This window comes from Phreatobacter sp., assembly GCF_016793595.1.
Classification (GTDB): domain Bacteria; phylum Pseudomonadota; class Alphaproteobacteria; order Rhizobiales; family Phreatobacteraceae; genus Phreatobacter.
Window position 1 is genome coordinate 254,631 of record NZ_JAEULY010000009.1, and the last position, 23,983, is coordinate 278,613.

A 23,983-nucleotide genomic window follows, 5' to 3' on the forward strand; every position below is an offset into this window, starting at 1 on the left:
CCTCTAGCGGGCGATGAAATGGTCGCGGGAAGAGACCTTCTCGCCGGACCCGAGTTCGGTGATGCGGAAGGTGACGTCGGTCGAGGCCGGCAGCGACGCCGCGTTCGGCGCGGTCACGTGGACGATGACCTCGCGCGTCGCATCCGGCCCCACTTCGATCAGCGGCCAGCCGATGTCGGTGTTCGGGATGCCGACCGCGGTGGCGCGCGCCATCGGCAGCCCGTCCACGGCCAGAACGAAGATGCGATGCAGCGGCCGCTTGTTGAGCAGGCGCACCGTGTAGCTGTTGCGCACCGAACCGTCCGAGAGCTGCACGAACAGCGGATTGCGGTCGTGCAGCACCGACAGGTCGGTGAACGAGCGCGTCATCAGCCCGTAGAGCATGGCGAGGCCGACAAGCGCGATCATGCCGACATAGAGCACGGTGCGCGAACGGACGATCGGATAGGTTTCCTCGAGACCCTCGGCGCGCCGCGCGATATTGACGTCGTTGTCGTAGGCGATCAGGCCCAGCGGCCGGTTCACCTTGGTCATGACCGTGTTGCAGGCATCGATGCAGAGGCCGCACTGAATGCAGCCCATCTGCGAGCCATCGCGGATATCGACGCCGGTCGGGCAGACGACGACGCACTGACGGCAGTCGATGCAGTCGCCGGCCGGCTCCTCGGCCGCGCGCGCCTTCGCCGCCGACTTGACCGACATGCGCGGCTCGCCACGGTCGTAGCGATAGGTGACGTTGAGCGCGTACTGATCCGTCAGCGCGGCCTGGATGCGCGGCCAGGGGCACATGTAGAGGCAGACCTGCTCGCGCATCAGGCCGGCCAGCGCATAGGTCGTGAAGGTCAGGATGGCGATCCAGACATAGGCGATCATCGGCGCCTGGAAGGTGGCGAGGTCCTTCACCAGCGTCGGCGCATCGGCGAAATAGAGCACCCAAGCGCCGCCGGTCCACCAGGCGATCATCAGCCAGACGAAATGCTTGAGCGCGAGACGCCCGAGCTTCGCCGCCGTCATCGGCTTGGCGTCGGCCAGCATCCGCTCGCGGCGATCGCCCTCGATCCAGCGCTCGACCGTCATGAACAGATCGGTCCAGACCGTCTGCGGGCAGAGATAGCCGCACCAGACGCGGCCCGCGACCGCGTTGCTCAGGAACAGGACGAGCGAGGCGAGCACCAGCAGGCCGGTGAAGTAATAGACTTCCTGCGGCCAGATCTCGATGAAGAAGAAGTAGAATCGGTTGTTGGCGAGATCGACGAGGACCGCCTGATCGGGCTGGTTCGGCCCGCGATACCAGCGCAGGAACGGCAGGAAGTAATAGACGCCGAGGCAGATGAACAGCACCGCCCACTTGATGGTGCGCAGCCGCCCCTTGACGCTCTGCTGATAGATGCGCGGCCCGCCGACATAGAGCGGCTCGTCGTCCGGTGGGGGGGCGGTGGTCTCGGAAAGGCTCGCGGAGTTCTGCATGGCTGTCCCGGGGGAAAAGGTTCGCGCCGTCCCTGCACCCTGCCCCGCCGCCGGCGGAGCTGCCTTGACCTGTCTCAAGCGCGGTTCGCGACACGGACAAGGGCGCGTGCCGCTGCCACGACACGCGCCCCTCCGATCACGCCCCTTGCGGTTGGCGCTATTGCCCGCCGCCGAGCGCGTGGACGTAGATGGTGAGCGCCTTGACGGTGGTGTCGTCGAGGCGGCCGGTCCAGCCGGGCATGACCCCGCCGCGACCGTTGTTGATGGTCTCCACGATGGTCGCCTCGTCCGAGCCATAGACCCAGTTGGCGCTGGTCAGGTTGGCGGCGCCGAGCTCGCGATTGCCGCGGCCATCGGCCCCGTGACAGGCGACGCAATTGGTCTCGAACAGTTCCTTGCCCTTGGCAAGGTCGGTGCCCTGCCGGACCGAGAGCCCCGCCAGCGAGCGCACATAGTTGGCGACCGTGATCACTTCGTCGCGCTTGAGGACGCCGTTCGGGCCGCCGAGCGCCGGCATGGAGCCTTGACGGGAGCGATCGTCGCCGGTCCTGACGCCGTGGGCGATGGTCTGGCGGATCTCGGCGAGCGAGCCGCCCCACAGCCAGGTGTCGTCGCGCAGGTTCGGGAAGCCGCGCGCGCCGGTGGCGGAGAGGCCGTGGCAGGGCGCGCAATTATCGCCGAAGGCCGCCTTGCCCTGCGCCAGGGCGAAGGTCAGCAGGTCCGGATTGCGCTGGATGTCCTCCAGCGAGGCCGAGGCGAGCGCCGTGCTGCGCGACGCCCGCAGCGCCTTCAGGGCATCGAGCTCGACGACGACGCTCTCGCGGGACGAATAGCCGAACAGCCCCTTGGTGTAGCCGGTGACCAGCGGCCAGGCGGGATAGACGATCCAGTAGCCGATCGACCAGACGATGGTCGCGTAGAAGACGTAGAGCCACCACTTGGGCAGCGGCGAGTTCAGCTCCTTGATGCCGTCCCACTCATGGCCTGTCGTTGAGCGGCCGGTGGCGGCATCGATCTCGGGGGGATGGTTGGCCATTGATCAGTCCTCCCGCAGCGGGATGGTCGAAGCCTCGTCGAACCGCGCCCTGTTGCGCGGCCAGAAGGCGTAAGCGGCGATGGCGAGAAACATGCCGACGAAGTAGAGAAGTCCTGCCGTCTGGGCGAAACCGGCAAGCCAGGAATAGACGCTCATCGGTATCTCCTCAGCGGATGTTGGCGCGCGCGTCGTAGGTGCGGAAATCGACCATCGTGCCGAGCACCTGGAGGTAGGCGACCAGCGCATCCATCTCGGTGACGGTGCCGTTGGCCGCGGCGGACGCGTTGCCGCCGAAGGCGCGGACGATGGCGCCGGGATAGCGGCTCTGGAAGGCCGCGAGAGTAGGACCGTCCGGGTTCACCTGGGCCCGCAGGTCGCCCCAGGCATTGGCCACCTGCTCGGGCGAATAGGGCACGCCGCCGCGGCGGTTGGAGATGAAGTGGCCCTCGATCTGCTCGGGCCGCACCTCGGTCTGCGAGAGGAAGGCGTAGCCCGGCATGATCGACTGCGGCACGATCGAGCGCGGATTGGCGAGGTGGGCGACGTGCCACTCGTCCGAATACTTGCCGCCGACGCGGGCGAGGTCCGGACCCGTGCGCTTGGAGCCCCACTGGAAGGGCTTGTCGTACATGCTTTCCGCCGCCAGCGAATAGTGGCCGTAGCGCTCGACCTCGTCGCGCAGCGGGCGGACCATCTGGCTGTGGCAGTTGTAGCAGCCCTCGCGCACGTAGATGGCGCGCCCGGCCAGTTCCAGCGGCGTGTAGGGCCTGACCCCCTCCACCCGCTCGATGGTGCTGCGCAGGTAGAAGAGCGGAGCGATCTCGACGAGGCCGCCGATGGCGACCACGATGATGATGCCGATGGTCAGGATGATCGAGTTCTTCTCGAGGATCGCGTGCTTGTTCCAGAGCGACATGGGGGGTCCTCACTCGGCCGGCACGAGCGCGGGGGCGGGCTCCTGCTCCGCCTCCTCGCCGCTGCGCACGGTCATGATCAGGTTGAAGGCCATGATCAGGGAGCCGGCGACGAAGAAGGCGCCGCCGAGAGCCCGGATCGCGTAGTAGGGGTGCATGGCCGCGACGGACTCGATGAACGAGTATTCGAGGAAGCCGAGCGCGGTGTAGGCGCGCCACATGAGGCCCTGCATGATGCCGGCGACCCACATCGACGAGATGTAGAGGACGATGCCGAGCGTCGAGACCCAGAAGTGCCACTCGACCAGCCGGTTCGAGTAGAGCTGCTTGCGGTTGTAGAGCCACGGGACCAGGCAGTAGAGCGCGCCGAAGGACACGTAGGCGACCCAGCCGAGCGCGCCGGAATGGACGTGGCCGATGGTCCAGTCGGTATAGTGCGACAGCGAGTTGACCGCCTTGATCGACATGAGCGGCCCCTCGAAGGTCGACATGCCGTAGAAGGCCAGCGAGACGACCATCAGGCGCAGGACCGGGTCGGTCCTGAGCTTGTCCCAGGCGCCTGAGAGCGTCATCAGGCCGTTGATCATGCCGCCCCACGAGGGCATCCACAGGATGACCGAGAAGGTCATGCCCAGCGTCTGCGCCCAATCCGGCAGCGCGGTGTAGTGGAGGTGGTGGGGGCCTGCCCAGATATAGAGGAAGATCAGCGCCCAGAAGTGAACGATGGACAGTCGATAGGAATAGATCGGCCGCTCAGCCCGCTTCGGGATGAAGTAATACATGATGGCGAGGAAGCCGGCGGTGAGGAAGAACCCCACGGCGTTGTGGCCGTACCACCACTGGAACATGGCGTCCTGCACGCCCGACCAGACGATATAGCTCTTGGGCGAGTAGATCGACACCGGCACGGCGGCGTTGTTACCGAGATGCAGCACGGCGATGGTGACGATGAAGGCGAGATAGAACCAGTTCGCCACGAAGATGTGCGGTTCCTTGCGCCGCCAGATGGTGGCGAGGAAGACCAGCAGATAGACGACCCAGACCACCGTCAGGAACAGGTCCGCATACCATTCGGGCTCGGCGTATTCCTTGCCCTGCGTGATGCCGAGCAGGTAGCCGGTGCCGGCGACGACGATGAAGAGGTTGTAGCCGAGGATGACGAACCACGGCGCGATCTCGCCGGCGAGGCGGGCCCGGCAGGTCTTCTGGACGACGTAGAACGAGGTGCCGATCAGCACGTTGCCGCCGAAGGCGAAGATGACCGCCGATGTGTGCAGCGGCCGCATGCGCCCGAAATTCGTCCAGGGCAGATCGAAATTGAGCACCGGCCAGGCGAGCTGGCTGGCGATCAGCAATCCGATGGTGAAGCCGGCAATGCCCCAGAACACCGAGGCCCAGACCGCGAACTTCACCGGCTCCATGTTGTAGTTGGGCTTGCCGTCGATCTCGAGCGGGATCGAGGCCGGGCGCGCCATGTAGCGATTGCCGACCAGGAAGATGGCCGCGACCGAGGCCGCGGCGAAGATGAGCGCGTGGAACGTGTAGCCCTGATCGACAGAACCGGCGGCGATCACGAGGCTGAGCAGCGCGGTCGCCGCGAAGGCGAGTATCGAGCCCGCCTCCGCGAGGCTGAATGTCTTCTGGGCTTGCGCCGTCATGATGGTCTGCTCCTGGGGGCACCGGGCGGCGCAGGGGCCGGCACGGGATCACGTCGGACCATCGCAGGCGGCGCGCGCGTCTCATTGACCTGCGTCAATCGCCGACCTTTCCGCGCGCATCGGCCACGACGCGATTTGACGCCGATCAACGCGCGCCGCGCGCGCCCGTCGTTTGGTGGGCAGGAAGACATCCAAGGACCGGACGTCCCGCCATGATCGTTCCCCCGCCGGCCGGCGGCGCGCCAGCCGCCCGCGATCCCACTCCCATTCCGGCCGCGCTCGCGGGCCGGCAGGTGCCGCGCTACACCTCCTATCCGACCGCTCCGCACTTCCATTCCGGGGTCGATGCCGGCATCTACCGGGACTGGCTCGGGCAGATTTCGGCCGGCACGACCCTGTCGCTCTATCTGCACGTGCCGTTCTGCGCGGCCATGTGTTCCTATTGCGGCTGCCATACCAAGGTGACGCGGCGGCGGGAGCCGGTGGACGCCTATGCCGACCGCCTCGCGGCGGAGATCGACCTCGTGTCGGCATCGACGGCGGCCCGCCGGGTGGACCACCTCCACTGGGGCGGCGGCACGCCGAGCACCTTGCGGGCCGACGGCCTCGCCCGGCTGGTCGACCGCATGGCGCTGCGCTTCGCGCTCCCTGCCGGTCTCGACCACGCCATCGAGCTCGACCCGCGCACCGTCGACGACAAGTTCGCCGCCGCGCTCGGCGCCATCGGCGTGACGCGCGCCAGCCTCGGCGTTCAGGACCTGAACCCGCATGTTCAGGCGGCCATCGGCCGCGTGCAGCCCTATGCGGCTGTCGCCGCGGCCGTCGGCGCGCTGCGCAAGGCAGGAATCGCCGCGATCTCGTTCGACCTCATGTACGGCCTGCCGCACCAATCGACGGCCGATCTCGTCGCGACCGTCGGTCTCGCCGCCACGCTTCGCCCGGACCGCATCTCGCTGTTCGGCTATGCCCATGTGCCCTGGATGAAGAGCCACCAGCGGCTCATCGACGAGGCGGCCCTGCCGGATGCGGCGCTGCGCTTCGAACAGGAGCGCGAGGCGCGCGTCGCCCTCGTCGCCGCCGGCTATGTCGCGGTCGGCCTCGACCATTTCGCCCTGCCCGCCGACGCGATGGCGCAGGCCCACCAGGGCGGCGACCTTCGCCGCAACTTCCAGGGCTACACGGTGGACGACGCCGACGCCCTGATCGGTCTTGGCGCCTCGGCCATCGGCCGCCTGCCGCAGGGCCATGTCCAGAACGCGCCGGACACGGCCGGATATCAGCGCGCCATCGATGCCGGCAGGCTCGCCACGGTGCGTGGCCTTGCCTTCACCCGCGAGGACCGGGCGCGCGGCGAGGTCATCGAGCGGCTGATGTGCGGCTATCCCGCGGATCTGCCCGCCATCCTCAACCGTCACGACCTCGCGCCGAACCTGTTCGACGCCGCGCTGGATGCGCTGCGGGACCTTGAAGCCGAGGGCCTCGCGCGGCACGAAGGCGGCCTCGTCGAGGTCACCGAGGCTGGCCGGCCGCTGACGCGCCTCGTCGCGGCGGTGTTCGACGCCCGGCTCGGCCAGGCCGGTCGCCATTCGGCGGCGGTCTGACCATGTCGGCGACGCTGCCTCTGGCCCTCGGGAGCGGTTTCCTCGTCGGCCTTGCCTCCAGCCTGCACTGCGCCGGCATGTGCGGCAGCATCGGCAGCGCGCTGACCATGACCATCCACCCCGACGGCAGCACCGCCGCGGCGGCCCGGACGCTGGTGCTGACCCAGATCGGCAGGGTCGTCGCCTATGCCGTGGCGGGCGGCGCTGTCGGCCTCGTCGGCACGTCGGTCGTCCATCTGTTCGATCAGGCGGCCGCCTTCAATGTCCTCCGCACCGCGGGCGCCGCCGTGCTGATCTGGATCGGGCTGTCCACCGCCGGCCTCCTGCCCTCGCTCGCCCTTTTCGACCGCTGGGCCGCGCCCGTCGCCAATGCCGTCATCGCCGCATCGCGCGCCCTGCCCGCCGGTGCGGCCGGCGCGCCCATCGCCGCCGGCATCGTCTGGGGTTTCATGCCCTGCGCCATGGTCTATGCCGCGCTCTTCGCCGCGATGCTGCAGGGGACCGCCGCCGGCGGCAGCACATTCATGCTCGGTTTCGGGCTTGCCACCATGCCGGCCGTCATCGGCGCGGCGCTCGGCATTGCCGCCCTGCGGTCGGCCGCGCGCCGGGACGGCATGCGCCGGTTCGTTGGCGTCGCGATCGCCGGCGCGGGCGCGCTGTCGCTGGTATTTTCGCCGGTCGCGGCCTTCCTCTGCCTCCCGGTCTGAGGCCTCTTCGGGGGCGGAAGACGACGTTCGGGACCGCCAACAGGAGCTCGATCACCGCCTCGTTCCGCCGGCGGCTTGCGCAACGGGGGCGCCCCCGGCCACACTGATGCTCCGTCATGTCGGTGCTCGGGGTGAATCGATGAGAGTGACGAGCCGGCTGAGGCCGCGCCTGGCCGGGGTCGTCGGCATTGTGCTCGTGCTGGTCCTGCCGGCAGCCGCGGGCGCCGCCTATGTCAGCGCGATCAACGCGGCCAGTTTCGAGGACCGCAACCTGCTCTGGCAGGTGACGCTGGCGCTCAGCCTGCTCCTGCCGGCCGGTCCCTTGCTGATCCTGTTCGGCTCCGAAGTCGTGACCAGGCCCGACCCGGAGGCGCTGGCCAAGGTCGACAAGCTCATTTCCGAACTGGAATACGCCAACCAGCAGGCAAGCGACCTGTCGCACGGACTGGAACCGGTGCGGGACGTGGCGGCGCATATGAAGGCGCGGATCGACGAGGCGGCGCGGCCGCCTCAGCCGAACTGGAACCGGTAGGCGCGCCTAGAGAAGGCCGAGATCCGCCAGTTCCTTCGCCAGTTCCGGCGGCATGCCCTTGGTCGGCCCGGCATCGAGATCGGGCGGCGCGTCCTTCGCGTCGAAATAGCGCCAGCCCTGGAACGGCCCGCGCCGGCGCGGCTGGACGCGGACGATGAGCGGCTCGAGAATCAGGTCGCAACGCCCGATCCCCTCCGAATCCGTGAAGGGCCTGATGCCGAGAATGCGCTGGCGGCAGAGAATCGTGCCCTTGATCACCCAGTAGAGCGATCCCTCGCCGATGATCTCGTCGCCGCGCTTCGGCACCATGCGGGTGGTGTGGACCTGCTCGCCATGCATGCGCATGCGCCGGTCGACCCAGTCCTGGAGGTCCTCGACCGATTCCGCGCCGACGCAGAGCTTGATGAGATTGAGTGCCACGGCGCGATACTAGCGCCGACGACGCCCCGCCCCAAGGGGCGCGGCCTCAACGGTTGGGGACAAAGGGCGCGGGCCGCAGCGCCAGAGACATGCAATTGTCGGTGCGCCAGACCCGCCCGTCGCGCATGGCGGCGACGATCACGCGCTGGGTGACGCGAAACGGCACGCCGCAGGCGGCCGTGGAGCCCGGCGTCAAAAGGGTGAGCGAGGTGACGGGCGGCCCCTTCTCGATGCGCGAGACGTCGATGGTCGCCTGCAACAGGCCCCGCACCTCGGTCACCACCGCCACCGTGCCCTCGAACACGATATCGGCGCGCTGGACGATCTCCGCGCGGGAGAAATTGTAGCACTGGCAGGCACTTGCCGCTGCGCTTGTGAGCGCGAGCGCCGCGAAGCCGGCAGCAACCGACCTCACGCCGCCTTCTCCTGCCCTTCAGCCGCCTCGATGGCCGCGACCGGCGCGCCCTCGGCCACCTGTTCGCCCGCGAGCACAGCGACCATGGTCACCGTGCCGCCGGTCGGCGCGACCAGCGTGTGTTCCATCTTCATGGCCTCGATGACCGCGATGCGGTCGCCCTTCTCCACCTGCTGTCCCGGTTCGACGAAGACCTGCACGACCTTGCCGTGCATGGGCGCCTTCACCGAGCCGCCGCCGTCGAGATGGTCGAGGTCGACGTCGAGCGAATCGAAGGCGCGGACCTCGGTCTGACGGCCGTTGCGGATGACGAAGACGCGGTCGAGACGCTCAATAGCTCGCGCCTCACCGTCGATCTGAGCATCGTGGCCGTAAGGATACCATCTGCCGACTTGGTCCATTGGAAACTCGCGGCCCTCCAAGGTAACAACGGGGCCATTGACCGACCATCGCAGACCAACCGTCTGCTTTTCCCCATCGACCAGAATGCTTTGCGTTCTCGCCCAAGCTGTTGACGAAAGAACAAAGCCATCTGACCCGACAACGCTCCACGGATCTGCGGCGCGCATGGCGCTCTCCGAATCTTCCGAGCGAGCGAACCGCTTCAGTTGTTTCCTGATGAGATGATGAGCTCCCACCGCCGCCGCCTTCGCATCCATCGGCTGCGGCACGGCGCCCAGCGCCTCGACATTCCGGTCGATGAACCCCGTGTCGAAATCACCCGCCCGGAAGCCCTCGGCCTCGGTCAGCGCCTTGAGGAATGTCACATTGGTCCGCGGCCCCGCCACCACCGTTCCGCCCAACGCCTCGCCGAGCCGGTCCAGCGCCTCGTCGCGGGTCGCGCCGTGGGCGATGACCTTGGCGATCATCGGATCGTAGAAGGGCGAGACCTCGGCCCCTTCCTCCACGCCCGTATCGATGCGCACGCCCTCCGCCATGCCGAATTCCAGCGCATGCAGCTTGCCGGTCGAGGGCAGGAAGCCCTTCTCGGGGTCCTCGGCATAGAGCCGCGCCTCGACGGCGTGGCCGTGGATGGCAAGGTTTTCCTGCAACAGCGGCAGGCGCTCGCCGGATGCGACCCTGAGCTGCCATTCCACCAGATCCTGGCCCGTGATCGCCTCCGTCACCGGATGCTCCACCTGCAGGCGGGTGTTCATCTCCATGAACCAGAACCTGTCCGGCTGGAGCCCCGCCGAGCCGTCCGCGATAAACTCCACGGTCCCCGCGCCGACATAGCCGACCGCCCGCGCCGCCTCGACCGCCGCCTGCCCCATGGCGGCCCGCATCGCCTCGGGCATGCCGGGGGCCGGCGCTTCCTCGATCACCTTCTGGTGGCGGCGCTGAAGCGAGCAGTCGCGCTCGAACAGGTGGACGACATTGCCCTTGGTGTCGCCGAAGACCTGAATCTCGATATGGCGCGGCGAGAGCACGTATTTTTCGATCAGCACGCGCGGATCGCCGAAGGCCCCCTGCGCCTCGCGCTGGGCAGAGGCAAGCGCCTCGTCGAAATCGACAGCCTTGTCGACGCGCTTCATACCCTTGCCGCCGCCGCCCGCGACCGCCTTGATCAGCACGGGATAGCCGATCTCGTAGGCCTTCTCCTTCAGGAACTTCCCGTCCTGCATGGCGCCGTGATAGCCCGGAACGACCGGCACGCCGGCCTTCTGCATCAGCGCCTTGGCGCCGTCCTTCAGGCCCATGGCGCGGATGGCGGAAGCCGGCGGCCCGACGAAGACGATGCCGGCGGCCGCGCAGGCCTCGGCGAATTCGGCGCGCTCGGAGAGAAAGCCGTAGCCGGGGTGGATGGCCTCGGCCTTGGCCTGTTTCGCCACCGAAATGATCTTGTCGATGACCAGATAGCTGTCGCGCGCGGGCGCCGGTCCGATGGGATAGGCCTCGTCCGCCAGCTTCACGTGCATGGCGTTGGCATCGGCATCCGAATAGACGGCAATGGTCCGCAAACCCAGCCGCTTCGCCGTCCGGATGACGCGGACGGCGATCTCGCCACGGTTGGCGATGAGGACGGACGACAGCATGCTGGGCCTCGAAGCTACAGGGGTGCCGAATGTAGCGGGTTCGGCCGGGGATTCCAGCCGGACGAAGGAAAGAACGCCGCGCATGGCCCCTCAGCCGCCGCTGCCCCTTGCGGATCGGCCGCCCGGAGAGGAATTGTGGCGCAACAGCCTTCCGGAGCCTCTATGTCCGACCTCGCCGATCTCTCCGCAGCCGACCTGTCCAGGGCCTACAAGTCGAAGAAACTGTCGCCGGTGGAGGTGACCCGGGCCGTTCTCGCCCGCATCGAGGCCTGCGAACCGCATATCAACGCCATGTATATCGTCGCGGCGGAAGCGGCGCTGAAGGCGGCGAAATCGGCCGAGCGGCGCTGGAACCGCGGCAAGGCGCTTTCACCTCTCGACGGCGTGCCGGTGACCGTGAAGGAAAACCTGATGACGGCGGGCGATCCCGCGCCCATCGGCGTGCCGATCGCCGACATGACGCCGAAGGAGACGGATTCGCCGGTTCCCGCGCGCCTGCGCGAGGCCGGCGCGGTCATCCTCGGCAAGACCACCATGCCCGATTACGGCATGCTGTCGGCGGGCCTCTCCTCGCTGCACGGGATCACGCGCAACCCCTGGAACCTCGCCAAGAACCCCGCCGGCTCCTCCTCCGGCGCGGGCGCGGCGGGTGCCGCCGGCTACGGCCCGCTCCATGTCGGCACCGATATCGGCGGCTCGATCCGCCTGCCCGCCGCCCATTGCGGCCTGTTCGGGCTGAAGCCCTCGCTCGGCCGCGTGCCGATCAATCCACCCTTCCTCGGCCGTGTCGCCGGCCCGATGACCCGCACGGTGCGCGACGGCGCCATGCTGATGAACATCATTTCCAGGCCGGACGAGCGCGACTACCGGAGCCTCCCCTACCATCGTACCGACTACACGAGGAACCTCGAAACCCTGCCGCTCAAGGGCCTGAAGATCGGCGTGATCACCGCGATGCAGGCGGGCCTGCCGGCCGATGCGACGATCATCCGGGCTGTGAAGGCCGCCGCCAAGGCGCTGGAGGCCGAGGGCGCCATCGTCGAACCGGTTCAGGGCTTCCTGACCCATGAGATGCTCGACGGCATCTGCCGCTTCTTCGAGGCGCGCTCCTATGGCGACGTCGTCAAGCTCAAGGCCGAACAGAAGCGCCAGCTCCTGCCCTATATCGTCGAGTGGGCGACCTGGCGTGCCCGCAAGTTCACCGGCGACGACGTGATGAGCGGCTATCTCGCCGTGCAGGCCATGCGCGAGGCGGCCATCGCCACCAACGAGCCCTACGACTACATCCTCTCGCCGGTCACCTGCCCGGTCAGCTATTCGGCCGAGGCGCATTCGCCGACCGACGATCCGCACCGGGCGCTGGACCACATCCCCTTCACGGTCGCCGCCAACATGAGCGAGCAGCCGGCGGCGAGCGTCAACTGGACCTTCGCGCGCAACGGCATGCCGGTCGGCGTGCAGGTGATCGGCAAGCGCTTCGACGATGCCGGCGTGATGAAGCTCTGCGCGTCGCTGGAAGTGCTCAGGCCCCAGCAGAAGCCCTGGCCGGTGGTGGGGTAGCCGCGACGAACCCTCTCCCGCAACGCGAAGTAACCCTCTCCCATGGGGAGAGGGTTCATTCGCCCCTCAGATCGGCGCGACGCCCACGGTCATGCCGCCGCAGACATAGAGAATCTGCCCGGTCACGAAGCTCGCCCCCTCCGACAGGAAGAAGTCGGCGGCATGGGCGATGTCCTCGGGCTGGCCGAGGCGCTGCACCGGCACACCGCGGATGATCGCCTGCGTGCGCGGCGAATTATGCGGATTGGCGGACTTGAACAGTTCCGTCTCGATCGGGCCCGGCCCGACCGCGTTGACCGTGATGCCGTGTGGCGCAAGCTCCAGCGCCCAGGTGCGGGTGAAGCCGATGACGCCGGCCTTTGTTGCGGAATAGGCAGTCCTCAGTTCCTTGCCGAGCGCCGCGCGCGAGGAAATGGTGACGATCCGCCCCCTGCCCGCCTGTTTCATGCCGGGCACCACGGCCTGCGCGGCCAGCATGACCGCGCGCAGGTTCACCGCCACCACGCGGTCGAAATCCTCGAGCGTCGTCTCTTCCAGCGAAGCGGGCGGCGCGATGCCGGCATTGTTGACCAGCCAGAGCACCGGCTGGTCCGTGACGATCTCGTGCAGGGCGTCGCGGGTGGCATCGACATCGGTCAGATCGACCTCGACGAAATCCGCGCCGCTGTCCGTCTCCGGCGGCGCGCGGTCGAGATTGACGACGGGTATGCCGCGACGGATCAGCCGCTCGACGATGGCAGCCCCGATGCCTCTGGAGCCGCCGGTGACGAGGGCTGCGGGTTCGTGATCGTGTGCCATGCCTGTATGTCTCCGGCGCCCATGGTTCGAGCGCTCATCCCAACGTCATGCCCGGGCCACAGGCGGCCTATGGCCGCCGTTCTTCTCTCTTGAACGCCGAGGCAAAGCCTCGGCTATGCCGGCCATCCACGACTTGTCGTCGAGGTGAGTGTTCCAGCCGTGGACGGCCGGGACAAGCCCGGCCATGACGTGGAGGGGTGAGCGGAAACGACGGAGCGGGATCACATCCTGAACACGCCGAACTTCGTCGGCGGCACCGGCGCATTGAGGCAGGCGCTGAGCGCCAGCGACAGCACCCGCCGCGTCTCCGAGGGCAGGATGATGCCGTCGTCCCAGAGCCGCGCGGTCGCGTAATAGGGGTGCCCCTCGGTCTCGTAGTTCGAGCGGATCGGCGCCTTGAACGCCTCTTCCTCGTCCGCCGACCAGTCCTTGCCCTCGGCCTCGAAATTCTCGCGCTTGACGGTCGCCAGCACGCTCGCCGCCTGCTCGCCGCCCATGACGGAGATGCGCGAATTCGGCCAGGTGAACAGGAAGCGCGGCGAATAGGCTCGCCCGCACATGCCGTAATTGCCGGCGCCGTAGCTGCCGCCGACAAGCAGCGTGATTTTCGGCACCTGCGCGCAGGCGACCGCCGTCACGAGCTTGGCGCCGTCCTTGGCGATGCCGCCCGCCTCGAACTGCCGGCCGACCATGAAACCGGTGATGTTCTGGAGAAACAGCAGCGGAATGCGCCGCTGGCAGCAGAGCTCGATGAAATGCGCGCCCTTCATGGCGCTTTCCGAGAACAGGATGCCGTTATTGGCGATGATGCCGACCGGCATGCCGTGGAGACGCGCGAAGCCCGTCACCAGCGTCGTGCCGTAGAGCGCCTTGAACTCGTCGAACTCGGAGCCATCCACCAGCCGCGCGATGACCTCGCGGATGTCGTATTGCGTCTTGAGGTTGGTCGGCACCAGCGCTTCCAGCTCGGCCGGGTCGTATTTCGGCTCGCGCGGTTCGGCGAGCGCGATATCGATGGTCTTGACCGAGTTGACGTTCGAGACGATGCGCCGGGCAATCGCCAGCGCGTGGGTATCGTCCACCGCGTAATGATCCGCGACGCCGGACTGGCGGGCATGGACCTCGGCGCCGCCGAGATCCTCGGCGGTGACGATCTCACCGGTCGCCGCGCGCACCAAGGGCGGGCCGCCGAGGAAGATGGTGCCCTGCTTGCGAACGATCACCGTCTCGTCCGACATGGCCGGCACATAGGCCCCGCCCGCCGTGCAGGAGCCCATGACCACCGCGATCTGCGGGATGCTGGCGGCGGAAAGGTTCGCCTGATTGAAGAAGATGCGGCCGAAATGCTCGCGGTCGGGGAAGACCTCGGTCTGGTGCGGCAGGTTCGCGCCGCCGGAATCGACGAGATAGACGCAGGGCAGCCGGTTCTGCAGCGCGATCTCCTGCGCGCGCAGGTGCTTCTTCACCGTCATCGGGTAGTAGGTGCCGCCCTTGATGGTGGAATCGTTGGCGACGATCATCACCTCGCGGCCCTCGACGCGGCCGATGCCGGTGATCACGCCCGCGCCGTGGATCGGCTCGCCGTAAAGGCCGTTGGCGGCAAGCTGGGACAGTTCGAGGAAGGGCGAGCCGGGGTCGATGAGGCCCATGACGCGGTCGCGCGGCAACAGCTTGCCGCGCGCGACGTGGCGCTGGCGGGCGCGCTCGTTGCCGCCGAGGGCGGCGTCGGCGCGCTTCGCCTGAAGATCGTCGACGAGGCCGCGCCACGCCTCGGCATTGGCTTTGGCCTCGGGCGCGGCGGCATTGAAGGCGGATTTCAGAATGGCCAAGGCGGCAGGCTCCGGCGCGGAAGCAATTCCAGCAAAAGCGCGAAGCGGTTTTGCGTCCGGAATTGCGGGTAACGAGAAACGACGATTGGGCCGTCTTGGTTAGCCTGCAATCGACAGCCTGTCATCCGGGCGGAGCGGCGGAGGTCAGCGTCCCGCGGCCGGCTCCATGTGGACGGCCCGGATGGCCTGCTCCGCCGCCGGGCTGTTCATCAGCGCGATGAAGGCGCGCGCCGCCTCCGCCTCGCGCGGCTGCACCGCAAGGCCGGCGGAATAGGTGGTGACGAGTTGCAGCTCCGCCGGCAGCGGGCCGACGAGGCGGACGCCGCTGACAGGCATGATCTCGCTGATCTGGTGGAACACGACATCGGCCTCACCGCTGGCGACGAGTTCGGCGGCATAGCCGCCCATTTTCGGTTTCGCCTTGGCGCGCAGCACGTCGGCAAGGCCGAGGCGCTCGACCATGCGGACGAAATAGATGCCGCTGGTGCCGCCGCCGGCCGGATCGACATAGGCGATGCCGCGCGCATTGACGATCAGCCGCTTCACCGCCTCGACCGAGGAGATGTCGGGCACCGCCGCACCTTCCGCTATGCCGATCCCGATGCCGGTGCGGGCGAGATCAAGCCGCGACCCCCGCACGAGGCGGCCCGACATGGCGAGCGCATCGATGACGACCGGCGTCGCCACGACGACATCGGCCGCCTCGCCCGCCTGAATGCGCCGCTGGACGCCGCCCGCCGTGTCCGTGTCGAGAATGATCCGGTGGCCGGTCTGTGCCTGGAACAGGTCTCCAAGCATCTGCACCAGCGCCTTGGACGCCCCGGTGGCCATCACCCTGAGTTCGGCGGCGGACGCCCGGCCCCCGCCAACCGCCACCGCCAGCGTGAGAGCCAGGGCTCCGACAATCGCCTGCGCCGCGCCCGATGCCATATCCGCCTCCCCCGATAGCGGCGCCGATCATGCGGTGGCCTCAGCCGGTGGCAACCGGAAACGCGCGGCGCTCCAATCGCATTCGCGTGAGGCGTCAGATCACGTCGTCGCTGTCGGCGAGGTGCCACGGCTCGGCATCCGCCGCCTCTTTCCATTCCTGCCAGGCCGGCAGGGCCATGATCCGCTCCATATAGGCGCGCACCGGCGGCGGCACCGCCACGGCATAGGAATGAAACCGCGAGACGACCGGAGCGTACATGGCATCCGCGCCGGAGAAGGCGCCATAGAGGAACGGGCCGCCCGCGCCGAAACGGCTTCTCGCCTCCGTCCACCCGGCGACGATGCGGGCGACATTGGCCTCGACATCCGGGCCGAGGGTCACGGATTTCGGCGCGCGGCGGATATTCATCGGACAGCGGGAGCGCAGGGCGGCGAAACCGGCATGCATCTCGGTCGATAGCGAGCGGGCATGGGCGCGGGCCGCCCTATCGAACGGCCAGACCCGATCAGGGAAGCGGTCGGCGATATATTCGATGATCGACAGGCTCTCCCAGACGACGATGTCGCCGTCGATCAGGGCCGGCACCTTGCCGCCGGGCGAGGCGGCACGGATGCGCTCGGCGGAACCGTCGCGGTAGAGCGGGATCAGTTCCTCCTCGAACGGCAGCCCGAGCACCCGCATGAGCAGCCACGGCCGGAACGACCAGGACGAATAGGCCTTGTTGCCGATGACGAGCTTCATGACGCCCCCCGTTTTTTTGAGGCGTCACGATGCCCGGCAGCCGCTGCCCGCTCCAGCGAATTGCCGTGATCGGCCCATTCGCGGCGCTGATCGATCAGGCCTTCGCCTTCGGCACCCACGCCTCGACCGGGCCGCCGGTCTTCTTCCACGCGCCGAAGCCGCCCTCGACATGGGCGACAGGCTTCAGTCCCATGTCCTGCGCGGTCTTGGCCGCGAGTGCCGAGCGCAGGCCGCCGGCGCAGAAGAACACGAACTGCTTGTCCTCCTGGAAGATCGGCTTGGCATAGGGGCTTTCCGGGTCGATCCAGAATTCCAGCATGCCCCGCGTGCAGGAAAAGGCGCCGGGCACCTTGCCGTCGCGCTCCTGCTCGCGCGGGTCGCGGATATCGACGAGCACCACGTCGTCGCGGCCGTGCAGCGCCTTGGCCTCCTCGATGGTCAGCGTCTTCACCGCGCGATTGGCCTCGTCGAGCATGGCCTTGTAGCCGCGCGTGATGGTCTGGGGCATGTCGTCCTCCACTGTTTCAGCCGAACCTAGCACCGCCCTCGCCGCCCGGCACAGGCCCGCCGGCGCATGACGCTCTGGACGAAGCCGCGCGGCCCGCGCTACCGATTGAACTCATGCTTGGCCTGACGCTCCTCGACGGCATCGCTTTCGGCTATTTCGCCATCGCCTGGGCGACCTATGCCTGGATCGTCGAGGTCTGGGGCGGCCGCCGGCGCGGGCTCACCGCGATCATGCACGACTACCGGCACCGCTGGATGGCGGAGATGCTGGTGCGGCCCAACCGCATCGTCGACACCCAGATCAACATGACGCTGCAACAGGGCTCGTCGTTCTTCGCCTCCACCTCGCTGCTCGCGGTCGGCGCCTGCCTTGGCCTGATGAACGCCTCCGACCGGGCGCTGGAAGTGGTGCAGGGTCTGTCCTTCGGCCATGCCGGCTCGCGCCAGCAGTGGGAGGTGAAGCTCGCCGGGCTGATGGTGATCTTCGTCTATGCCTTCTTCAAGTTCGGTTGGGCCTACCGGGTGTTCAACTACTGCGCCATCCTGATCGGGGCTACACCCGAGGGCGACCGCCGGACCAGCGACGAGGCCAAGGCCATGGCAAACCGCGCCGCCAAGCTCAACGGCATCGCCGCGGCGCATTTCAACAGGGGCCAGCGCGCCTTCTTCTTCGCGCTCGGCTATCTCGGCTGGTTCGCGGGTCCGCTGGTCTTCGCCGCGACCACGACGGCGGTCTTCGCGGTGCTTTACCGGCGGCAGTTCATGTCGGAGAGCCGCGAGGCGGTGCTTTAACTACGACGCCTCGGGTCCGGGTGCCCATCGAGGCGCATCTGGAACAGGAAATAGGTCGGCGAGCAGTAGCCGAGACCGGCGACGCGGCCGATATCGGGCAGATTGGCGGGCAATGCCTGGCACATGAAATCCTCGCGGCAGAGGCGCTCCGCCGAGCAGGTCGCGCGCATTCCCCTCACGATGGCCCCACCGAGGCAGCCGGCGAAATCGTTGGTGGCGACGCAGAGGTCGAAAGCACGCCCGCCGGCAAAGCCGCAAATGTCGTCCGGCGGCGTCTGGCCCGGACGGAAGCCGGCGAAGCGGCGGTCCTGATCGTTGCACTGACGATAGGCAAGGCCCGCCGGCGTGCCGCCGACCGGCGGACGGCAGGTATGGTCCACGCGGTTGATGCGCGGCGCATGGGCGTTCAGCCGGGTCAGGACGGTGAAGCGATCGACCCATGGCCTGATGCCCGACGAGGGCTCGATGCGGCCAGCAAGGCACGCCTGCCCCGAAAACTCCCGGCTTCGCTCGTTGATCATGCACTGGCCGTAGTCGATGCCGACGGAAGGGTTTTCCGCCAGCACGGTGCAGGTCGCCCCGCCGCCGCAGGTCCAGCCCTGACCGATGTCGCGCCCCGTCACCGCCGGCAGACAGGCTTGGCCGAGCGTCGCCTGCCGGTAGGCCGGCCGGTTTCCCGCCCAGTCGGCGGGAGGGGCCGCCGGCAGCGGCCGGAAGCGCGCGGGATCGCGGCCGGACGCCACGGCATCGGCATAGGCGACACGCCGTGAACGCTCCGCGTGGAAATGCGGGGAATAGCCGACCAGCACCCGGTTCAGCGGCGAGATGCCGGGCTCGTCCTCGCCGATGACGTGAAACCCGGCCGTGGAGCCCGACTGGTGGCAGCCCTGACAGGTCATGCCGTCCAGCCGCTCGATGAAGCCGCGCACCGAGCGCACGAGACCTTCGGACCCGAACTCCGGGCCGGCGAAAGCGACGCCATTCTTGCCGAAGACCTGCGCATAGGGCCGGTTGCCGTAACGAGCCGATCCGTAGGTGGACCAGGACATGACGCGGGTCGCGAGAAAGCGGTCGGGCACGCGGATGACGCCTTGCTCGACCTCGCCGGTGCGCGCCTTGAGGAAGGCGACGAGGTCGTCGCGGAGCGCCGCGTCGTCCCGCAGCCGCGCCACGTCCGGCGTGTTCTCCAGCGGCTTGTCGGTAAGCGCGACCGCCCCCTCGCTCGCCGCGACGGCAAAGACGCGCATGAGGTAGGCCGCCTGCCCGCCGAACGCGACCTCCTGTCCCGACGGAAAGCGGACGATCTGGGCGTTGATCTCGATCTGCTTCGGGCGCACCGAGCCCGCCGCCAGAGGGTCGCCGGCGAGCCACGCCGCCTTGGCTGCGGCATCCCCGAGCCTCGGGGGAACGACAAGGCCGCGCGCGACATCGGCGCAGGTGCCGCCGGGCGGCTTCGGCAGGTCATGGACGACGTTGACCGAGAAGGGCATGCGCGAGGCATAGGTGCGGCCGTCACGCTGGAAGCTGTAGGCGAGACGGTAGAGCAGCCGGATCTCGCCGCAGGTCGCCTCGCGCTCGCTCTCGGCGGCGAAATCCCGCCGGTCGAGCCGCGCCACCACGCCGACCAGCGCGAAACGCGCGGTGGGCGACGACAGCCACGCCAGCTCGAAGACCCGCCCGGCATTGGCGCTGGTGATCTCGTGCAGCGGCCGGCCGGTCGCGGCCATGTCGGCGCGCAGCTCGCGGACATCGGCCGAAACCGTCTCGACGACCTGCCGGTAGGCCGGGCTCGCCTGATACAGGGCGGCGTTGGTCGCGCCGGGCACGCCGAAGGCACGGGCCATGCCGAAGCCGCGCGCTTCCAGCGCCCGCAGCGTGGCATTGTCGAGCGTGTCGAGAAACGGCCGCCCGGCCTCGAAAGCTGAGGCTGGCGCGGCGGCGGCGATCATGGCCGCCAAGGGAAGGATCAGGCGGAGCAGCATGAGGTCGTAAGTCCCACATCTGGATTTCCGCCGGATGCCGCGACGGGCTCGACGGCGTATCGGCACTCGGGCATGAGGGGGCATGACCCTCGAATCCGAACTCGAAGACGCTATCCTGACGCTGGCCCGCGCGCGCGGCCCGACCAAGTCCATCGACCCCTCCGAACCCGCCAAACAGGTCGCGGCGGCGCGGGGTAGCGACTGGCATGGTCTGATGCAGCCTGTGCGGCGCGCAGCGGTCAGCCTCGCCAAGCAGGGACGACTGGTCATCCTGCGCAAGGGCAAGCCGGTCGATCCCGCCGAATTCAAGGGCGTCTATCGGCTCACCGTGCCGCGCGAGGATTGAGGGCTTCGGGCAATTCGCGAGTCCAGGGAATCGCTTGGCTCGCGGTCTTGAGGTTTTCTCTCAACGCGAGTCGGGCGCCGGGAACAGCGCGTCGGTGCGCCCGCCGACGCGGTAGGCCAGCAATCCCAGCCATTCGCGCGCGATTCTGTCGACGAGGTCGAGGCCACGGCTGGCCGGCAGGATCGGCCGCCAGAGTTCGCGGTCGGTGTTCCGCGTCTCGAAGTCGGTGGGATAGGCGATCACGTCGAAGCCCGCACGCCGGAAGATGCCGACCGAGCGCGGCATGTGCCAGGCCGAGGTCACCAGCACCCAGCGCTCGCCGGGCTTCGGCCGCACCAGTTCCCGCGTCAGCGTCGCGTTCTCGAACGTGTTGCGGCTTTCGCGCTCGATAGTGATGCGCTCCGGCGCGATGCCGAGCTCGGCGAAGAGCTTCGCCGCCGATTGCGCCTCGTCGGCCGCGTCGCTTCGTAGCAGCGCGGACGAGCCGCCGGTGAAGACCAGCCTCGCCTCAGGGTAGCGGCGGGCGAGCGCCACCGCCTCGGTCATGCGGCCGGGAGCCGCGCCCATCGTCACCTGCCCGCCGCGCGCAGCGGTGGTCAGCTGGTCGATGGAGCCGCCGAGGACAAGGATGCCGGTCGGCGGCTGCATTTCCTGCGACTGGACGGGAAAGCGGTTCTCAAGCGGCCGGGCGAGCCAGACGCCGAGCGGCGAGAAGCCGCAGAAGGCAAGGCCGAGCGCGCCGAAAACCACGAAGCGGCGTCCGCCCCGGCTCCAGCGCGTGAACAGCAGCAGCGCGCCGACGAGCACCATGCCGATCAGCACATTGGAGGGAGCCGCGAACCACCAGACGATCTTGGAGAGGTAGAAGAACAGGTTGCTGAGAAAGCTCACGATGCGGGTTGCCTGCGCTGCGGGTGCCGTCGCCCCGGATTGAACTGGACGACGGCCGTTTCAGCGGCGTGACGCGAGCCCCGCCCCCTCACATCGTCTTCGCGAACAGCTCACGGCCGATCAGCATCCGCCTGATCTCGCTCGTCCCCGCGCCGATCTCGTAAAGCTTGGCGTCGCGCAGCAGGCGGCCGGTCGAGTAGTCGTTGATATAGCCGTTGCCGCCCAGCAGCTGGATCGCGTCCAGCGCCATCTTGGTGGCGTTTTCGGCGGCGTAGAGAATGGCGCCCGCCGCGTCCTCGCGGGTCGTCTGGCCGCGGTCACAGGCTTTCGCCACCGCGTAGACATAGGCGCGCGTGGCGTTCATCGAGACATACATGTCGGCGATCTTGCCCTGCACGAGCTGGAATTCGCCGATCGGCTGGCCGAACTGCTTCCTCTCGTGGACATAGGGCATGACCACGTCCATGCAGGCCTGCATGATGCCGATGGGCCCGGCCGAGAGCACGGCGCGCTCGTAGTCGAGGCCGCTCATCAGCACGTTGACGCCGCGTCCAACCTCGCCGAGCACGTTCTCCTCGGGCACCTCGCAATTGTCGAAGACCAGTTCGCCCGTGTGCGAGCCGCGCATGCCGAGCTTGTCGAGCTTCTGGGCGCAGGAGAAACCCTTGAAGTCCTTCTGGATCAGGAAGGCGGTCATGCCGCGCGCGCCGGCCGCCGGATCGGTCTTGGCATAGACGACCAGCACGTCGGCGTCGGGGCCGTTGGTGATCCACATCTTCGTGCCGTTCAGCACGTAGCGGTCGCCCTTTTTCTCGGCCTTCAGCTTCATGGAGACGACATCCGAACCCGCCCCGGGCTCCGACATGGCGAGGGCGCCGACATGCTCGCCGCTCATCAGTTTCGGCAGATAACGCTTCTTCTGCTCGGCATTGCCGTTCTTGCGCAGCTGGTTGACGCAGAGATTGGAGTGCGCGCCGTAGGACAGGCCGACCGACGCCGAAGCTCTGGAAATCTCCTCCATGGCGATGCAGTGCTCGAGATAGCCGAGCCCGGTGCCGCCATCCTCCTCCGGAACCGTCATGCCCAGCAGACCGAGGTCGCCGAACTTCTGCCAGAGGTCCATCGGGAACTGATCGGTTTTGTCGATTTCGGCGGCGCGCGGCGCGATCTCGGCCTGCGCGAAGTTGAACACCGTGTCGCGCAGCATGTCGGCGGTCTCGCCGAGGTCGAAATCGAAGGGGCGCGGCGTGTTCCTCAGCATGACATTCTCCCGGAGCCTTATGTTCAGCGTTATAGAAGGGCCGCCCGACCCTGTCATGATCGCCCGATCGGCGAGGGCCGCGCCAACGAGACCAGCATGAGCGAGACAGCCAACGATCGCCCGAACCGCCTGCCCCTGCCGCCGATCATCTATGTCGGCTGCCTGCTCGGCGGCTGGCTGCTGGCCGAATACGCGCCGATCCCCGTCGACCTGCCGCGCGAACTGATACGCATCAAGGGCGCGGTGATGATCGGCCTCGGGCTGATGCTGATGGTCTGGTCGTCGTCCACCCTGACGCGCGCGCGAACAACGGTCCTGCCCAACCGCCCCAGCACCGCGCTGGTGACGTCCGGGCCGTTCGGCGTCTCGCGCAACCCCATCTATATCGGCAATACGCTGGTTCTCGCCGGCTTCGGCGGCATTGCCGGCTCGCCCTGGTACTGGCTGGCGGCGGCCGTCGCACTGGTCCTCGTGGACCGGCTCGCCGTGCGCCCCGAGGAGGCGCATCTCGCCGCGCGCTTCCCCGCCGAATGGGCCGCCTATTCGGCGCGTGTCCGGCGCTGGCTGTGAGCTAGAACCGCGGCCGGGCGGCCGGCACCGGCGCCGTGGTCATTGCCGGCGCGTCGGCGGCCGGCACGGCCTGAGCCGGCACGCTGGTCGTCGCGGTGGACGCCTGCACCGGCGTCGTGCCGGACGAGGCGAGAACCGTTCCGCCGGCGGCGGGGGCAGCCGCGGGAGCCGGCGCGGCGACCGCCGTGCCGCCATGGCCGCGATGGCGGAAGCCGGTCTGGGCGATCTGCTGCCACTGGTGGCGCGTGCCGGCGAAGACGTTGCGGTCCACCGGCGTATTGATGCCGGCGATGCGGCCCGTCGCGGTGATCTGCCAGAACGCCCAGCGGCGGCCAGGATAGCGCTCGTGCGGTACGGTGCGCACCGAGCGCACCCAGAACGGATATTCGGCGAATTCGTTGCCGGCCAGCACCTCGCGATGGAAGGTGATGTCGGCGTAGATGATCGGCTTCTTGCCGTAATGCCGCTCCATGGCGTGCAAAAACTCACGCATCTTGGAACGGGCGAGATCCACCGAGACACGGCGCGGGCAGGTCGGCGAGTGGAAATTCCACTCGACGTCGAGCACCGGCGGCAGCGCGTCCGGCTCGTTCGGCACGTGGCGCTTGAACCAGGCGATCTGGTCGGCCATCGGCCGGCACCAATAGGTGAAGTGATAGGCGCCGCGCGGCACGCCGGCGCGGCGCGCGGCCTCCCAGTTCTCCTGGAAGCGGCTGTCGACGCGGTCGCCGCCCTCGGTCGCCTTGATGAAGGCGAAGGAGACGCCGGCCGCCCTCACCTGCTCCCAGTCGATCTGGCCCTGATATTTCGACACGTCGATGCCATGCACGGGATGGGCATGGTGGCCGGTCGTGTGCGTCAGGGTCGGGAACGGGTGCTCGCCGCCCACCGGGGCGGCCACTTCGGTCGGCACGCTGCCGCAAGCGGCGAGCGACAGCCCCATCAGGATCACGGTGGCGAAAGAGATGGAGCGTCGCGTCATCGGTGGC

The 23,983-nt window shown here is 68.3% G+C and carries 24 protein-coding genes; 7 read left to right on the forward strand and 17 right to left on the reverse strand.

The genetic code is table 11. From position 1 onward, the window contains the following. Positions 1 to 3: 3 nt before the first annotated feature. From ccoG to ccoN, 5 genes are all read right to left on the reverse strand, one after another. Positions 4 to 1,467, reverse strand: coding sequence for a cytochrome c oxidase accessory protein CcoG (gene ccoG, locus JNK84_RS12230; RefSeq protein WP_293424433.1), 1,464 nt, complete (start codon positions 1,465 to 1,467; stop codon positions 4 to 6). 157 nt (positions 1,468 to 1,624) lie between these two features. After that, a complete protein-coding gene (gene ccoP, locus JNK84_RS12235; protein WP_293424435.1) occupies positions 1,625 to 2,503 on the reverse strand; it encodes a cytochrome-c oxidase, cbb3-type subunit III in 879 nt (292 codons plus the stop codon). Between the two features lie 3 nt (positions 2,504 to 2,506). Next, a complete protein-coding gene (locus JNK84_RS12240) occupies positions 2,507 to 2,659 on the reverse strand; it encodes a cbb3-type cytochrome c oxidase subunit 3 (RefSeq protein WP_293424437.1) in 153 nt (50 codons plus the stop codon). 10 nt (positions 2,660 to 2,669) lie between these two features. Next, positions 2,670 to 3,419, reverse strand: a complete 750-nt coding sequence (ccoO, locus tag JNK84_RS12245; RefSeq protein ID WP_293424439.1) for a cytochrome-c oxidase, cbb3-type subunit II — start codon at positions 3,417 to 3,419, stop codon at positions 2,670 to 2,672. A gap of 9 nt (positions 3,420 to 3,428) precedes the next feature. Then, positions 3,429 to 5,075 (reverse strand): cytochrome-c oxidase, cbb3-type subunit I, encoded by a 1,647-nt coding sequence (ccoN, locus tag JNK84_RS12250; RefSeq protein WP_293424441.1) that lies wholly within the window; start codon positions 5,073 to 5,075, stop codon positions 3,429 to 3,431. A gap of 212 nt (positions 5,076 to 5,287) precedes the next feature. Between ccoN and hemN the strand changes: the two genes are divergently transcribed. The 3 genes from hemN to JNK84_RS12265 all read left to right on the forward strand — a co-directional run bounded on the left by hemN (position 5,288) and on the right by JNK84_RS12265 (position 7,915). Beyond that, entirely contained in the window at positions 5,288 to 6,676 is a 1,389-nt protein-coding gene (gene hemN, locus JNK84_RS12255; RefSeq protein WP_293424443.1) for an oxygen-independent coproporphyrinogen III oxidase, read from the forward strand. 2 nt (positions 6,677 to 6,678) lie between these two features. After that, complete coding sequence (locus tag JNK84_RS12260; protein ID WP_293424445.1) at positions 6,679 to 7,383, forward strand: sulfite exporter TauE/SafE family protein; 705 nt, start codon at positions 6,679 to 6,681, stop codon at positions 7,381 to 7,383. A 139-nt stretch (positions 7,384 to 7,522) separates the two neighbouring features. Then, positions 7,523 to 7,915, forward strand: coding sequence for a hypothetical protein (locus JNK84_RS12265; RefSeq protein ID WP_293424447.1), 393 nt, complete (start codon positions 7,523 to 7,525; stop codon positions 7,913 to 7,915). Positions 7,916 to 7,921: 6 nt separating this feature from the next. Here JNK84_RS12265 and JNK84_RS12270 read toward each other — a convergent pair whose 3' ends face one another. From JNK84_RS12270 to JNK84_RS12280, 3 genes are read right to left on the reverse strand one after another with little or no spacing between them, the layout of a single operon-like run. Further along, positions 7,922 to 8,335 carry a DUF1489 family protein gene (locus JNK84_RS12270; protein ID WP_293424449.1) on the reverse strand — a complete coding sequence of 138 codons (414 nt, stop codon included), beginning with the start codon at positions 8,333 to 8,335 and terminating at the stop codon, positions 7,922 to 7,924. A 46-nt stretch (positions 8,336 to 8,381) separates the two neighbouring features. Continuing rightward, entirely contained in the window at positions 8,382 to 8,750 is a 369-nt protein-coding gene (locus JNK84_RS12275) for a hypothetical protein (RefSeq protein WP_293424451.1), read from the reverse strand. Continuing rightward, complete coding sequence (locus tag JNK84_RS12280) at positions 8,747 to 10,786, reverse strand: acetyl/propionyl/methylcrotonyl-CoA carboxylase subunit alpha (protein ID WP_293424453.1); 2,040 nt, start codon at positions 10,784 to 10,786, stop codon at positions 8,747 to 8,749. Before JNK84_RS12280 ends, JNK84_RS12275 begins: the two co-directional genes overlap by 4 nt. A gap of 162 nt (positions 10,787 to 10,948) precedes the next feature. Between JNK84_RS12280 and JNK84_RS12285 the strand changes: the two genes are divergently transcribed. Then, positions 10,949 to 12,346, forward strand: a complete 1,398-nt coding sequence (locus JNK84_RS12285; protein ID WP_293424455.1) for an amidase — start codon at positions 10,949 to 10,951, stop codon at positions 12,344 to 12,346. Positions 12,347 to 12,412: 66 nt separating this feature from the next. Here JNK84_RS12285 and JNK84_RS12290 read toward each other — a convergent pair whose 3' ends face one another. From JNK84_RS12290 to JNK84_RS12310, 5 genes are all read right to left on the reverse strand, one after another. Further along, positions 12,413 to 13,144 carry an SDR family NAD(P)-dependent oxidoreductase gene (locus tag JNK84_RS12290; protein WP_293424457.1) on the reverse strand — a complete coding sequence of 244 codons (732 nt, stop codon included), beginning with the start codon at positions 13,142 to 13,144 and terminating at the stop codon, positions 12,413 to 12,415. Between the two features lie 221 nt (positions 13,145 to 13,365). Further along, a complete protein-coding gene (locus JNK84_RS12295; RefSeq protein WP_441343235.1) occupies positions 13,366 to 14,973 on the reverse strand; it encodes a carboxyl transferase domain-containing protein in 1,608 nt (535 codons plus the stop codon). A 144-nt stretch (positions 14,974 to 15,117) separates the two neighbouring features. Next, positions 15,118 to 15,903, reverse strand: coding sequence for a molybdate ABC transporter substrate-binding protein (locus JNK84_RS12300; protein WP_293424459.1), 786 nt, complete (start codon positions 15,901 to 15,903; stop codon positions 15,118 to 15,120). Positions 15,904 to 15,997: 94 nt separating this feature from the next. Beyond that, positions 15,998 to 16,645, reverse strand: a complete 648-nt coding sequence (locus tag JNK84_RS12305; RefSeq protein ID WP_293424461.1) for a glutathione S-transferase family protein — start codon at positions 16,643 to 16,645, stop codon at positions 15,998 to 16,000. A gap of 94 nt (positions 16,646 to 16,739) precedes the next feature. Further along, the gene (locus JNK84_RS12310; RefSeq protein WP_293424463.1) at positions 16,740 to 17,153 is read right to left on the reverse strand and encodes a rhodanese-like domain-containing protein; all 414 of its coding nucleotides are present in this window, start codon (positions 17,151 to 17,153) and stop codon (positions 16,740 to 16,742) included. Between the two features lie 113 nt (positions 17,154 to 17,266). Here JNK84_RS12310 and JNK84_RS12315 point away from each other — a divergent pair, with 113 nt between their 5' ends. Next, positions 17,267 to 17,944, forward strand: coding sequence for a DUF599 domain-containing protein (locus JNK84_RS12315; protein WP_293424465.1), 678 nt, complete (start codon positions 17,267 to 17,269; stop codon positions 17,942 to 17,944). Here JNK84_RS12315 and JNK84_RS12320 read toward each other — a convergent pair. Next, positions 17,941 to 19,926, reverse strand: a complete 1,986-nt coding sequence (locus JNK84_RS12320) for a hypothetical protein (protein ID WP_293424467.1) — start codon at positions 19,924 to 19,926, stop codon at positions 17,941 to 17,943. The genes JNK84_RS12315 and JNK84_RS12320 overlap by 4 nt on opposite strands. Positions 19,927 to 20,008: 82 nt before the next feature. Between JNK84_RS12320 and JNK84_RS12325 the strand changes: the two genes are divergently transcribed. Then, positions 20,009 to 20,272 carry a DUF3253 domain-containing protein gene (locus JNK84_RS12325; protein ID WP_293424469.1) on the forward strand — a complete coding sequence of 88 codons (264 nt, stop codon included), beginning with the start codon at positions 20,009 to 20,011 and terminating at the stop codon, positions 20,270 to 20,272. 60 nt (positions 20,273 to 20,332) lie between these two features. On the opposite strand, the gene JNK84_RS12330 is transcribed toward JNK84_RS12325, so the two are convergent. Both JNK84_RS12330 and JNK84_RS12335 read right to left on the reverse strand, forming a co-directional pair. Beyond that, positions 20,333 to 21,163 (reverse strand): YdcF family protein, encoded by an 831-nt coding sequence (locus tag JNK84_RS12330; protein WP_367272325.1) that lies wholly within the window; start codon positions 21,161 to 21,163, stop codon positions 20,333 to 20,335. Positions 21,164 to 21,251: 88 nt separating this feature from the next. After that, positions 21,252 to 22,424, reverse strand: a complete 1,173-nt coding sequence (locus JNK84_RS12335; protein ID WP_293424471.1) for an isovaleryl-CoA dehydrogenase — start codon at positions 22,422 to 22,424, stop codon at positions 21,252 to 21,254. A 96-nt stretch (positions 22,425 to 22,520) separates the two neighbouring features. Between JNK84_RS12335 and JNK84_RS12340 the strand changes: the two genes are divergently transcribed. Further along, a complete protein-coding gene (locus tag JNK84_RS12340) occupies positions 22,521 to 22,994 on the forward strand; it encodes a methyltransferase family protein (RefSeq protein WP_293424473.1) in 474 nt (157 codons plus the stop codon). A 1-nt stretch (position 22,995) separates the two neighbouring features. On the opposite strand, the gene JNK84_RS12345 is transcribed toward JNK84_RS12340, so the two are convergent. Beyond that, positions 22,996 to 23,976, reverse strand: a complete 981-nt coding sequence (locus JNK84_RS12345) for a glycoside hydrolase family 25 protein (RefSeq protein WP_293424475.1) — start codon at positions 23,974 to 23,976, stop codon at positions 22,996 to 22,998. Positions 23,977 to 23,983 lie beyond the last annotated feature (7 nt).